This window comes from Neptuniibacter marinus (genome assembly GCF_001597725.1).
GTDB lineage: Bacteria > Pseudomonadota > Gammaproteobacteria > Pseudomonadales > Balneatricaceae > Neptuniibacter > Neptuniibacter marinus.
Genome location: NZ_LUTR01000003.1, coordinates 111273 through 123462 on the forward strand (window position 1 = coordinate 111273; position 12190 = coordinate 123462).

General features: G+C 40.3%; 13 protein-coding genes. 5 read left to right on the plus strand and 8 right to left on the minus strand.

Annotated features, from left to right (window positions below; translation table 11 throughout):
• Positions 1-18 precede the first annotated feature (18 nt).
• From A3774_RS04160 to A3774_RS04180, 5 genes are all read right to left on the minus strand, one after another.
• The gene (locus A3774_RS04160; protein WP_082792341.1) at positions 19-1101 is read right to left on the minus strand and encodes an oxidoreductase; all 1083 of its coding nucleotides are present in this window, start codon (positions 1099-1101) and stop codon (positions 19-21) included.
• Positions 1070-1423, minus strand: a complete 354-nt coding sequence (locus tag A3774_RS04165) for a nucleoside triphosphate pyrophosphohydrolase family protein (protein WP_156473651.1) — start codon at positions 1421-1423, stop codon at positions 1070-1072. The genes A3774_RS04160 and A3774_RS04165 overlap by 32 nt, the downstream gene beginning before the upstream one ends.
• A gap of 2 nt (positions 1424-1425) precedes the next feature.
• Positions 1426-2235, minus strand: coding sequence for a dCTP deaminase domain-containing protein (locus tag A3774_RS04170; RefSeq protein WP_067863582.1), 810 nt, complete (start codon positions 2233-2235; stop codon positions 1426-1428).
• A 10-nt stretch (positions 2236-2245) separates the two neighbouring features.
• Positions 2246-3010 carry a dTMP kinase gene (gene tmk / locus A3774_RS04175; protein ID WP_067863585.1) on the minus strand — a complete coding sequence of 255 codons (765 nt, stop codon included), beginning with the start codon at positions 3008-3010 and terminating at the stop codon, positions 2246-2248.
• Positions 3011-3456: 446 nt separating this feature from the next.
• Complete coding sequence (locus tag A3774_RS04180; RefSeq protein WP_067863588.1) at positions 3457-4047, minus strand: 2-hydroxychromene-2-carboxylate isomerase; 591 nt, start codon at positions 4045-4047, stop codon at positions 3457-3459.
• Positions 4048-4211: 164 nt separating this feature from the next.
• On the opposite strand from A3774_RS04180, the gene A3774_RS04185 reads away from it, so the two are divergent.
• A complete protein-coding gene (locus A3774_RS04185; protein WP_067863591.1) occupies positions 4212-4961 on the plus strand; it encodes an AraC family transcriptional regulator in 750 nt (249 codons plus the stop codon).
• Positions 4962-5041: 80 nt separating this feature from the next.
• On the plus strand, positions 5042-5917 hold the full coding sequence (locus A3774_RS04190) for an AEC family transporter (protein ID WP_067863594.1): 876 nt from the start codon (positions 5042-5044) through the stop codon (positions 5915-5917).
• 93 nt (positions 5918-6010) lie between these two features.
• Here the strand turns inward: A3774_RS04190 and yghU are convergent, their stop codons facing one another.
• The 3 genes from yghU to A3774_RS04205 all read right to left on the minus strand — a co-directional run bounded on the left by yghU (position 6011) and on the right by A3774_RS04205 (position 8224).
• Entirely contained in the window at positions 6011-6877 is an 867-nt protein-coding gene (gene yghU, locus A3774_RS04195) for a glutathione-dependent disulfide-bond oxidoreductase (RefSeq protein WP_067863597.1), read from the minus strand.
• Between the two features lie 39 nt (positions 6878-6916).
• On the minus strand, positions 6917-7591 hold the full coding sequence (locus A3774_RS04200; protein ID WP_067863600.1) for a haloacid dehalogenase type II: 675 nt from the start codon (positions 7589-7591) through the stop codon (positions 6917-6919).
• A gap of 93 nt (positions 7592-7684) precedes the next feature.
• Positions 7685-8224 (minus strand): carboxymuconolactone decarboxylase family protein, encoded by a 540-nt coding sequence (locus A3774_RS04205; RefSeq protein ID WP_067863603.1) that lies wholly within the window; start codon positions 8222-8224, stop codon positions 7685-7687.
• Positions 8225-8382: 158 nt separating this feature from the next.
• On the opposite strand from A3774_RS04205, the gene A3774_RS04210 reads away from it, so the two are divergent.
• The 3 genes from A3774_RS04210 to A3774_RS04220 all read left to right on the plus strand — a co-directional run bounded on the left by A3774_RS04210 (position 8383) and on the right by A3774_RS04220 (position 12127).
• On the plus strand, positions 8383-8964 hold the full coding sequence (locus A3774_RS04210; RefSeq protein ID WP_067863607.1) for a TetR/AcrR family transcriptional regulator: 582 nt from the start codon (positions 8383-8385) through the stop codon (positions 8962-8964).
• 233 nt (positions 8965-9197) lie between these two features.
• Complete coding sequence (locus tag A3774_RS04215) at positions 9198-10160, plus strand: ABC transporter substrate-binding protein (protein ID WP_067863609.1); 963 nt, start codon at positions 9198-9200, stop codon at positions 10158-10160.
• Complete coding sequence (locus A3774_RS04220; RefSeq protein ID WP_082792342.1) at positions 10157-12127, plus strand: diguanylate cyclase; 1971 nt, start codon at positions 10157-10159, stop codon at positions 12125-12127. Before A3774_RS04215 ends, A3774_RS04220 begins: the two co-directional genes overlap by 4 nt.
• Positions 12128-12190: the final 63 nt, after the last annotated feature.

Consider the following 12190-nt stretch of genomic DNA (forward strand, 5'->3'; position numbering starts at 1 on the left):
AAAATAGAATGGCTTAACTTAATGATTTAGCTTTGGGTTTACTTTACAACTTAAATAACTCTTCCCTTGAGTAAAATAATGGCAATAACCGGATCTATTGCAATGATTAATGTTGTTAAGATCACCTGTTAAACTCTTCTTAACAAAATCGGGGTCTGCGATTAGGGGACGGCAGACACCGAATGTTAATCTTTCTTCCGCATCTATCAGAGGGGATAAATTCCAGAAATTACCAGAAACATTAATAGCTACATCTGTACAGTCTAGCAACTCTTTTGCGAAGTTGATGTATACTCCATATCCATCATTTTTTGATGGATATATTAACTTCCTTGATAGGTCATACATACCGGCAGATAAGCTTATTATATCTAAACCAGCTTGCTCTAATGTCATGATCTGGGACTTCCGCATAGCCCACTCATGATTATCATTACTTATTCCTTCAATGCATGAAAACCTCATATCTATAAGGTATTCGCTGGATAAACTTCGTAAGTCTTGTATTAGTTGAAATAAGCCACCATGGTTATCAATGGAGTATTGATCTTTCCTAGTATTTATTTTTTCGTTGAGGAGAAGAGATAGAAAGTAACCATGGGCAGCATGTATCTGTATAACATCAAAGCCATAGACTAATGCAGTTTGAGCTGACTCTATAAAGCTTTTAAAAATCTTATCAATCTGTTTTTTTTCAAGGGAGGATATGAATTCGCGAAGTTTGTGGATGGTTAAGGTTTTATTTTCTACTCTCCAGCTTCTTTGTGCATCGTTCTTGTAGTACCTGCAGGCTAGCTGTATTCCAGAAAGGCAACCATCATACTTAATATTGTTAACTAGACTTTTCCATTCTGGCGTATTGGGCTGAAGTGTTAGCGTGCCTCCATTACTTTTATACTGCTCCCCAACTGCAATGTTGCCAACATAATTTATACCCATGTATGAGCTCGATCTTTCTTGATGAAAATCAATTAGCTTTTCTGTGGGTAGGTTGTTTTCAGTAAAGCCCGTGTTTACAGGTGCAAAAAAAAAACGGCTGTTGAGTTTTTTGCCCCGGATCATCAGTTGATTATTTTTCAAAACTCTTAAACTTCCTGTCATTGAAGTTGTACTTCTTTTGGTATTCCTTGCCGATATCAACTTTAAAAAGGTTGAACAGCCTTAACATATATATAAATGAGTCTATTAGTTCTTCATTCATTTCAGCTTTATGGCTTAAAATGAAAGAGTCTAGTGATTCTTGATCATTTTTAATTAAAGCTGCTTTTTTAACTAAATTTGAGAATTCACCAATTTCTCCAATCAGCCCTACAATATCAGATGATGCTATATTAATGAGTTCGGCATTGTTCTTAGCATCGCTTGACCATCCATGTTTAGAATCAAATTCCTTCTGTGTTTTTAAAAGCTCATCTATATTCATTATCATTTTTTCCTATAGCTGGTAACTAAATGGGTTAGACCCATGAAAATTATGTTGGATACGATGCCTATAGATATTGATATTGTTGTATCAATTTTATCTCCATCTGCAATGGTTATAATCAGTGCAAACATAAGAATGAAATAAATACATGTTAGAAAAGTTACGCTTTTAAGTGTGTAGCTTAAATTTTTGTATAGCTTTCCGATATTTTTACCGTGTGTATTCTTAACTTCAGAATACTCATTTCCTATACGCCTATCTTGCTTGATTTCTTCTTCTGTAAGGAACATATCTTCAGGAATTGGCCACATGTTTGTTTGGTAGCCATGCTGACCGTGATATGGGTATTCCACTTCTTTATCAAGTTGGTAAAACTCTACTTTAGCAATTGCTTCATTGGGCTTTATTTTGATATATCGATTAGAGGAATTATGGAAAACAATACCTAGATTTCCGTAAAATCCGGGGTCTGCATAAGTATTGACGGGCAGAAGCCCGATTGAGAATAGTTTTCCTTTGCTTAATATTCTAGCTAATAAATCACTTTTAATATTAAGTGACTCTTTTGATATTATGACAACACTTTGCCTTGGTTTTATCAGGATGTAATCGTTATCGGAAAGTGTATGTTTTATGGAGTTGGCTGGGTCTGATAAATCATAGTAAATATTGCTTGCTCTGAGTTCATAGCAGCATTGTTTTATGTTTTCAGGGGAGTAGTTATCTTTGATCAATACTCCGTTTTTACAAAGTTCTCTTATTCTAGAGTCGGAGAGTGTACCAATGTGATTTGTTTCCTTAACATCCATGTTTATTTTGTTACTCCGTGTGGTATTTTAAAGCCTGAAATTTAGTTTGCTTAGGTAAAGGCTTCAAAAGTACTGATTTCAGATTTGACCATTGGCACGTATTGGTCATCCTGAAGCTACAGTGATACTCATCATCACATCCATAATCTTTAGCGCAGAGCTTGTCTTTCAATACGCCATCTACGAGTATATTGACTATGGTGGTATGAAGCTGATCGATTGTGTTGTTAGAGTCAAGTTCATAAAGTGAAGAATCTTCTCGGCATAGCCAATGGTAAACTTTACGTACTTCAGTTAAGTAATCGATATTTTCGAAAGAATTAGGGGCGCCGTCACGAACCTCAATCCTTTCTTGAGAGATATGAGGGTTCACATCCATTATGAAAGAAATATCAGGCTTTAATGCTGACTCCATCACGTCTTGACGTAGTTTTACTTTGTCTTCGCCTCTTGCTCCTTGATAACAAATGGTTGAATAGTAATACCTATCTAAGATTACTATTTTCCCACGATCTAGAGCTGGTTGAACTAAGGTCTCTATGTGTTCTTTTCTATCCATGATGAAGGCGTGTAATTCTTCATCAAGAGGCATTCTTTCAGTGGTGGCAGATTGACGAATTTTCTGGCCCCATTGGCCATCTGTTGGTTCTTTAGAAGTAACAACAGTTACTCCCGCATTTCGAAGTGCTTGAGAAAGTAAGTCAACCTGTGTGGTCTTGCCAGCTCCATCGATACCGTCAAAAACGATTAATATACCTGTGTTTTCTTGCGGCATTCGATCAGGCTCCAATTCTTAGAGTTATAATTCTATGTAAAACAAAGTGTTAGACATAATAGTCTTTATTAAAATAGATTTTATCATACAGGAATGCACAAGTAATGTATCAGGGAATAATAGAAGCACTATTTTAAATCATAAAGTGATTATGTCCCTTACTTTGACTGCGAGTTAGGTTGTCAGTTGAACAAGTTATCACCCATATGTAAATCCTCAGATTTGTAGGATTAGGATTGAGTTTGACGATTATTAATTTGGTTGCAGTTTCATATGACAGTTGTACAGTGACCTAGGCTCTCTTTAGAAGGTAACTTATTGTTTGTACGTGGTCGCCAGTTGAGGGTTTCAGCCCCCCCCCTGACCGCCATCTATTAAAACGAAAAAGCCTTGCTTAATCGCAGGGCTTTTTTGTGTCTAGCTCGTGGCGTTCGCTTTGGCTTCTCTTACTGTTTCAAAGTTTCTTCAAGTAGTTCTAGCCGATCTTGCCCCCAGAACTGTTCGCCATTAAGTAGATAAGAGGGTACGCCTAACGCACCGGCGTTAATGGTGTCATTGGTGTTGTTTGTGTAGATATTTTCAATAGCTTGAGATTGTGCGCTCGCGAGTAGTGCATCCGCATCAATAGTGTGTGCCTTGAGTATCTCTCTGAGGGTGCTTTCATCGGCAATGTCTTTTTCGTGTTCCCAGCAGGCGGCTAAAATCTGGCCAATGACTGCTCCGGCTTCTGCCCCTGAGGCTTGAAGCGCAATAATGCACTTGTCAGCTAAAACGGGGCTGGTTGGGAAAAAGCTTGGTTGCTTGTTGATCGGCAGGCCGCGTTTCTTCGCCCAACGACCAAGTTCAATTAAGCGGTAGTCTAGTCTGCTTTTTGGGCGTTGCGGTAAGGGCGTTGCGCCGGATTCAGCAAACACTTCACCTAGTTTGACGGGTTTAAAATTTACCTGTGCGCCAGCTTCTTTGGCTATCTGTAAAAAATGAGAATGACCTAGATAGGTAAAAGGTGAAATACTGGTGAAGTAGTAGTCGATTTCCATGCTGCAATATTCCTAAGGCTAAGTTGATTCGTGAGTCATATGGGTTATTCATCACAACTCCAGTGATTAGATTCATATGATAATGGATAAATTATCTTGAAAAATCTCTTTTGTATGACTTATAGTCCGGTATTGTTTGGCTTTTAATAGGTATTAAGTCCTCAATGAGTAAACCGGATCGTCTTTCTGCATTGATATCTCGCTTTGATTTAAGGGCAGATATTGTTAACGATTTAAGCGCTGCCAATCTATTTCTATTCGGCTGTGTTGAAAGCGGGGAGATTAGGCGTATAGAGTTTTGGCCTCTCAAGTCAGAAGTGGTTCACTCGACTAGGGATGAGCTGATTGTTGCAGCGTCAATTGATATGGGGGGCGAGGCGAACCCTCTTGTGCAGGCTCTACCTAAGAAGATCGTTTTAGCTGTTGATCAAGCGCGTTCGATTCAAGACCTTAGTCAGCTAATATTGAGTGAGATTGTTGAGGCGCGTTGTGGCCGTGCAACGACTATCCGGCGTTTGTTTGAGGTCTTGGTCGTTATTTTATTAAGGCATGCGATTCAATCAGATATTGAGAAAACAGGGCTGATTGCTGGTTTGGCGGATGACCGGATTTGTAAGGCGATTGTGGCTATTCATGAGCGTCCTGAATTTGAATGGCATATCGAAGATCTTGCTGATATTGCTGGATTATCTAGAAGCCAATTTATGGAGTGTTTTAAAACCTGTGTTGGCCAGAATCCAGCTCAGTATCTTCGGGAGTGGCGCTTAGCTTTAGTGCGTAAAGACCTGGAAAGGGGAGAGCGTGTTAAGACGGTTGCTTCCCGTTATGGCTACAAAAGTCAGGAAGCGATTAGCCGAGCTTTTAGTAAACATTTTCACTGTACGCCCTCGCAATACCGCTTGCAGGCGCGTTGATTTTTAGTTGCGTTAAGGCTGTGCATATTATTCTTAACGCCTTAAATTTAATTTGTTAAAACGTCTTAGGTTATAGATTTATGTTTTCAGAAATTTTTTCCATTCTAGCGCCCGTCTTTGTCTGTGTAGCTATTGGCTATGGTTGGTCGAAGAGTGGTAAAGATTTTGATACCGGATTGGTGACATCTATAGTCACCTATTTTGGCACCCCTAGTTTAGTCTTTTATGCTTTAGCAACAGTGGAGTTGGAAATATCTCATTTATGGAAAATGGGCCTCTCTGCACTTATTGCCAACCTAGCTTTTGTTGTGATTGGGGGAGTTATTCTTACGCTTCTTAAACTGCCCCATCGTGCCTTTCTGCAAGCGTTGAGCTGGCCTAATGTTGGTAATGTCGGTCTACCTCTTTGTCTGTTAGCTTTTGGTGATGAAGGGCTAGCCCTAGCGATTGCTTTCTTTACGGTTTATGTAGTGTTGCAGTTAACGGTGGGGGTTGCGTTTGTCTCTGGAAAATTTACCTTAATGTCGTTGCTAAAAATGCCGATTATTCCAGCGACCTTGCTAGCCTCTTTGTTTCTCTTTACCGGTTTAACTGTACCTAAGTGGTTATTCAATACGACTAAGTTAATTGGTGATCTAACCATTCCTTTGATGTTGTTTACGCTGGGGGTTTCCCTTGCGAGCCTTAAAATTAGAGGGCTGAAAACTGCTTTCGGTTTGTCTTTTTTAAGATTAGGTATGGGGGTCGGTGTTGGACTAGGTATTGTCTGGGGTATGGGACTGAGTGGCGCCGCTGCGGGTGTTGTTATTCTACAGTGTTCTCTGCCTGCTGCTGTCTTTAGTTATCTGTTTGCGCAGCTCTATGATCAAAGGCCACAAGAGGTGGCTGGGTTGGTTATTGTATCGACCTTTATGGGCTTTGCCTCACTGCCAATGTTACTTTGGTATGTGCTGTAAAAACCCTCTACCTATATAGATAGAGGATTTAGTGGAGGTTTTGTGCCCCTCGGTGCCTGTGATGGGGCTGACTGCACCTTAACTATACCTAGACTACACCTTAGGTTTTAACTGTAGAATTTGGTCGATGTCAGAGGCGCTATGTCGATTAGCTAGATTTTCCCAAGGCTCTCCCCAGGTTCTATTGACGATTCGGCCCCGTTGAACGGCCGGACGTTGTGAAACCTCTTCAGCCCAGCGTTTAACATGTTGGTAGCTATCTACCTCGAGAAATTCTCCCGCATCATATTGCTTGCCGAGTACAAGATTACCGTACCAAGGCCAAATGGCTATATCTGCAATGGTATAGCTGTCTCCCGCGATAAACTTGTTGTCCGCTAGTTGCTTGTCGAGCAGGTCGAGTTGGCGCTTAACTTCCATAGTGAAACGGTTGATAGGGTATTCAAACTTTTCTGGCGCATAAGCGTAAAAGTGACCGAATCCGCCGCCAAGGTAAGGGGCTGAACCTTGTAACCAGAAGAGCCAATTAAGTACTTCTGTACGCTCTGTTACATTCTTGGATAGTAGCTTGCCAAATTTCTCTGCGAGGTATAACAGAATCGCTCCAGATTCGAATACTCTAGTGGAAGAGTTGCTTTCTGAGTGATCCATTAATGCAGGGATTTTTGAGTTAGGGTTTACGGCGACAAAGCCAGAGGAAAACTGATCCCCTTCACCAATATTGATTAGGTGAGCATCATATTCTGCGTCGGTGACGCCTAAAGCTAATAGCTCTTCAAGCATGATGGTCACTTTCTGGCCGTTGGGTGTTGCTATTGAGTAAAGCTGAAAAGGGTGCTCGCCTATGGGGAGTTCTGCAGAATGTGTAGCGCCAGATACAGGGCGATTGACTTTAGCCCAAGTTCCGCCGCTTTCTTCATCAAACTGCCAAACTTTTGGTGGCGTATATGTATTTGTCATATTAATTTTCTGAGGAGTTATTAAACATTATTTTTTAAATTAAGCGTCTATTTCTTCGCTTAACTCGACTAAGTTTTTGACGATTAGGTCAGGTTCAATATCCCAAGGGTCAAAGATCTCTCCTACGCCTCGTTTTATCCACGCGGCTTTTAAACCAGCGGCTTTCCCGCCAATCACATCCCAAGGATTGCTAGACACAATCCAACTATTTTCTGTGTTGGCTTGGGTGCGTTTCATTAAATATTGATAGACCTGAGGATTCGGTTTATAGGTATTTAGGTCATCTACGCTGATAACATGGTCTAAAAGGGGTAATACGGCTGCATTGTTAAGCAGTTTGCGAACGGCGATTTCTGGGCCATTGGAAAAAGCAGATAACAGGTGCTTTTTTTCCTGCAGGTTAATTAAGCCGGGAATAACATCATCAAAGGCTTTAAGGTTTGCAAACTCGCTTACTAAATGGCGTTGCTCGTCTTCAGTTAATTCGATATTAAAAGTGGCCATGCAGTAGCGTAATGCTTGTAACGTACAAACACTAAAGTCTTCGTACTGTTGCATTAAAGCACGACGGAAGGCGTACTCTACTTTTTTATCATGCCATAGCTGACCAAAGGCTTTTGCCTTAGTGCCAGTGAGTTGCTCTAAGTGTTGGCCCATATCAACAGGGTCAACAAGGGTTCCATAAACATCAAAACCGATTGATTGTTGTATCATGCCTGTCCCACCCTTTAGCCACCCTTTAAGAGCATTCTACAGACTGCTTTTGTGGAATACTCTGAATTAATCGACTAGGTTTATTAACTTGTTTTAAACAAAGGCTTTGAACATGTCGTCAACGGGCGTTTTAGCAATATGGTTTGTGTAATTACTGATAACTTTTTGTGATAAGCCGAGCAGAATGCCAAGGATGTGTTTTTGCTCATAACCTGCAGTATAGAATTTTTCTAGTTCTTCAGTCGTTAAGTGGCCGCGGTTACGTAGGATTGAAAGCGTTGTTTCATGGAGTACTTGCAGTTTATCTGTAGGCATTTTTGTCTGATTTCTTAATGCTTGATCTACCGCAGGATCAACTTTCATCATATCAGCAATCATGCTGTGGGCAGGAACACAATAGGCGCAATCATGTTCTACATTAATGGTTTGCCAAACGACAGTTAGTTCTGCTGCATCAAAAGCTGTTTGTTGAAATAGGTCATGTAAACGCTGGTAAGCTTCGAGTGTTGCTGGATCTTCACCAAGAACTGCATGTAAGTTGGGAATCATGCCAAAGTTTTTTAATGATGTTTCATAAAGAGTTTTGCTACCTTCAGGCGCGGATTCCATGGTGTGCAAAGTAAAGGTTTTCATATTTTCTCCAGAAAAAAGTTCCATTAAAAAATAGTGCGTAATTGCAGTTATTTTCTCGTGGTAAAGTTATTGAACGTTTGTTCATTTTCAGCTTAACTGGACTTGAATTAATGTTCAAGTTAAAATTTGAACAAATGTTCAACTGGTGATGAAAGACGATGGTTAATCAAATAAAGCATGATAGGGACGTGGTGATTCAGAAAGCTACTAACCTATTTTGGGAAAAAGGCTTTCATGCCACATCTATGCGGAATCTACAGGATCATATAGATATGCGACCTGGCAGTATCTATGCCGCTTTTGGTAGTAAAGAGGGTTTGTTTAAAGAGGCATTAAAGTGCTATACAGATGCTAATATTCGACATATGCAAAAGTGCCAAGAGCAAACCTCCTCACCATTAGAAGCACTTAAGTTGTTTATTAGATCGATTGTTAAGCGTCAGCAAGATAATGCACACAGTGAAGTGTGTATGTTGGTTAAAACTGTGTCAGAGCTTACTGAAGATAATGCTGAGCTTTTAGCTGAATCTAAGCGCCTGTTAAATATGATGGAGGATGGTCTGGAAGCTGTGCTTATTCGGGCTCAGGACGCAGGTGAGATTAGTTCCTCAAGCGATACTCGTCGTTTGGCGCAGTTTTTACAGATTCAATTAATAGGGTTTCGCGCCTATATACGGATAAATAAAGATAATCAGTGTATCGATCAGTTTATAGAAGATACCTTTCTGCGTTTGCATTGAATTCGGCCAGTATCTTAAGAGCTGGTTTTTTGTACAGAATTCAGCACATTAGCCTTATACCGGTTTCTTTAGTGGTTTTTGTAGCTCTTTTGCTTTTGGTAGTCGTAAATTTAGCCGTTTTTATAGGTTAATTTTATTTATGTGATGCGGGTCATGATTAAGTCTGACTTATGGCTGTTTTTTATGCGTCATTAATCTACACTTATATTGTTCTTTCTCGTTAAGTGATAAATATGAAAAAACGGAAGTTTCGACAGGGGCTATTTACGGCGTTTTTTATCTTTTTGCTCACATTACTTAATGGTTGTTCTAGTTCGAAAGATCCATTGGTTGTTGCTACTCATATTTGGCCCGGTTATACGTTTATGTATCTCGCTGATCAATTGGGCTGGGTGGATACTGCACAGATAAGCTTTCAAAATACTTATTCTGCCAGTGAATCACTGGAATTAATCAAAGAGGGTAAAGTCGAAGCTGCGACTTTAACGTTTGATGAAGTGATACGAGCTAGGTCAGAAGGGATAGAACTCACAGTTGTTGCTATCTTAGATATATCGGCTGGCGCGGATCAAGTTATTTCGCGTACAAGGTTATCTCAACTCTCTGATATAAAAGGCAAACGCATAGGTGTTGAAATCTCAGCTTTAGGTGCGGTTGTATTAAGCCATCTATTAGATCAAGCCGGCCTCACTAAGGATGATATTACCGTTGTGGATATCACTATAGATGATCAAGAGACTGCTTGGCTTGACGGAAAAATTGATTGCGTTATCACTTACGAGCCTGTGGCCAGAAAGTTAATCATGGCGGGTGGGTATAAAGTTTTTGATAGTCGATCAATGCCGGAAATAATTTTAGATGTTTTGGCGGTAAAAACAGCAACTTTACATAAGCGTGAGCAAATTACTCATCTGATTGATGCGCATTTTAAGGCGCTGCGTCATTTTGATGTACAGCGAGAAGATGCTCTATACCGTATGGCCCCTCGTTTAGGAATGGAGCCGGATTTAATACCTTTTTTGTTTGAAGGCTTACTTCTACCCAACCGATCGAATAACCAGCGCTTAATGGTAGGGTCTCCTTCTAAAGTTGAGCGAGTGGGAAATAAAATAATAGAGGTTATGGCTCAATCAGGCTTGCTTAATGCGCCTGTTAATACTGATAACCTTGTTGACTCACGCTTTGTTAGCCCATGATGAATCGACTGTCGGGATTGTTAGTAGGTTTTTGTATAGCGCTGAGTTGCTATAGTTCTACGTTGTTTGCAATGATTCCTGAACAAATAACGATTGGGGTCTTGGCTGTTAGAGATAAATCGGTTGTGAAGCAACGCTGGGGAGCCTTGGCTGATCTACTGAATGAAAAGAGCGATAAGTATTTATTTACAGTGAAAGCTTATTATTTTGATGAGTTAGAACGCGCGGTAGCTAACCGGAGTGTGGCGTATATACTGGCAAATCCCAGTTTCTATTTATATTTACAGGAAGTTTATGGGCTCTCCTCTCCTATTTTGACTAGGGTAAATAAAACAGGTGAGCGGCTTCTTAAATCCTTTGGTGGCGTTATTTTCACTAAAGCGGGTAATTCTTCAATCACCAATTTAGAGAGTTTACAGAATAAAAAAGTGGCCATTGTTAGCACTTTTTCTTTGGGTGGGTATCAAATGCAAGCCTCTGTGTTGGATAATCAGCTCGAAGGTTTGCATAATAGCCTTGAACTTGTTGAATTAGGTATGCCCCATGATCAAGTTGTGAAAAAGGTTCTCTCGGGTGATGTAGATGCTGGGTTTGTTAGAACGGGGATTTTGGAACAGATGGTGGCCGAAGGTGAGTTGTCACTTGAGCAGGTTTATATTATTAACCAGCAATCTCTTACATCATTTCCTCTTATATCATCGACAACCCTTTACCCTGAATGGCCTTTTGCCGCTTTGCCCTACATCGATAAGAATATCACAAAATTTGTAGTCGCTGAGTTACTTAAATTAACACCCGCTGATCGTTCTTCTAGGGCAATGAAAATAGGCGGTTTCGATATTCCTGCCAATTATTCCAGTATCTCTCATTTACTACGTAGACAGCGCTTTCCTCCTTTTGAGCAAGACCTACCAATTTCACTCGTAGATATTTGGACGCAGTATAAATTGTCGATTGTTCTTGCGGTTGCATTACTCTTATCGTTAATAATCAGTTATCTCTTTTTATTAAGAAGTCACCGCAAACTATCTGATACACAAAATGAATTGTCTATCGAGCGAGGACGGTTAGAGGAGGTTATTTGGGCAACTCATATTGGTACTTGGGTTTGGGATTGCACCACTGAAAAGGTGCAATTAAATGAGCGTTGGGCAAGTATGCTTGGGTATAAGCTCTCAGAATTAATGCCGACCTCTTTTGAAACATGGCGTTCTTTAGTTCACTCTGATGATCTTGCTCAGGTCGAAGAGGCTTTGCAAAAGCATCTTTTGGGTTACTCTGCTCATTTTCAGTATGAATTAAGAATGAGGCATAAGAGTGGAAGATGGGTTTGGATCTTGACGCAAGGAACGGTTGTGGAACGAGATAGGCAGGGGAATCCCCGAAGGGTTTCGGGGTTTCATATGGATATTGACTCTCGTAAAAGTCGCGAAGTTGAGAAAGAGGCTTATAGTCAACGGTTAGAGGTTTTAGCAACGAAAGACAGTCTTACCTATTTATATAACCGGCGTAGCTTTTTAGAGTTTGGTTACACATTGTTTGAACAGGCGAAAGCAAACAACAAAGCATTAAGCTTTTTGATGATTGATGCGGATCACTTTAAGCGAATTAATGATCAATATGGACATTATTCGGGTGACCAAGTATTAAAAAGTATGGCCGCATTTCTAGAGAGAAATATACGCCAAGGAGATCTTTTAGCTCGTTTAGGTGGTGAAGAGTTTGGTGTCTTGATGCCGGAGACTGAAAGAAATACAGCCTTAATGATTGCGAACCGGATTTCAGAACTCGCAAAATTTGAAGTGGTTGCTGTAGAAACCGAGAAACTTCATTTTAGTTTAAGCATTGGTGTAGCCGAGTTAGATGATGATATTCAGACTTTGAGCCAATTGATGGCCGAGGCAGATAGGGCGTTGTACGAAGTGAAAGCATCAGGTCGCGGTTTTGCTAAAGCTCTTACAAAGTGACGCCTATCTATAATCTGTTTGGAGAGATACCTTAGTTGTTTTTTGCCCGAGCTGTAGCGCGGC

Excerpts from the sequence above, each read along its gene's own strand:
- A3774_RS04160 (WP_082792341.1), bottom strand. The coding sequence starts at position 1,101 with ATGACAGGAAGTTTAAGAGTTTTGAAAAATAATCAACTGATGATCCGG.
- A3774_RS04165 (WP_156473651.1), bottom strand. The coding sequence starts at position 1,423 with ATGAATATAGATGAGCTTTTAAAAACACAGAAGGAATTTGATTCTAAA.
- A3774_RS04170 (WP_067863582.1), bottom strand. The coding sequence starts at position 2,235 with ATGGATGTTAAGGAAACAAATCACATTGGTACACTCTCCGACTCTAGA.
- tmk (WP_067863585.1), bottom strand. The coding sequence starts at position 3,010 with ATGCCGCAAGAAAACACAGGTATATTAATCGTTTTTGACGGTATCGAT.
- A3774_RS04180 (WP_067863588.1), bottom strand. The coding sequence starts at position 4,047 with ATGGAAATCGACTACTACTTCACCAGTATTTCACCTTTTACCTATCTA.
- A3774_RS04185 (WP_067863591.1), top strand. The coding sequence starts at position 4,212 with ATGAGTAAACCGGATCGTCTTTCTGCATTGATATCTCGCTTTGATTTA.
- A3774_RS04190 (WP_067863594.1), top strand. The coding sequence starts at position 5,042 with ATGTTTTCAGAAATTTTTTCCATTCTAGCGCCCGTCTTTGTCTGTGTA.
- yghU (WP_067863597.1), bottom strand. The coding sequence starts at position 6,877 with ATGACAAATACATATACGCCACCAAAAGTTTGGCAGTTTGATGAAGAA.
- A3774_RS04200 (WP_067863600.1), bottom strand. The coding sequence starts at position 7,591 with ATGATACAACAATCAATCGGTTTTGATGTTTATGGAACCCTTGTTGAC.
- A3774_RS04205 (WP_067863603.1), bottom strand. The coding sequence starts at position 8,224 with ATGAAAACCTTTACTTTGCACACCATGGAATCCGCGCCTGAAGGTAGC.
- A3774_RS04210 (WP_067863607.1), top strand. The coding sequence starts at position 8,383 with ATGGTTAATCAAATAAAGCATGATAGGGACGTGGTGATTCAGAAAGCT.
- A3774_RS04215 (WP_067863609.1), top strand. The coding sequence starts at position 9,198 with ATGAAAAAACGGAAGTTTCGACAGGGGCTATTTACGGCGTTTTTTATC.
- A3774_RS04220 (WP_082792342.1), top strand. The coding sequence starts at position 10,157 with ATGATGAATCGACTGTCGGGATTGTTAGTAGGTTTTTGTATAGCGCTG.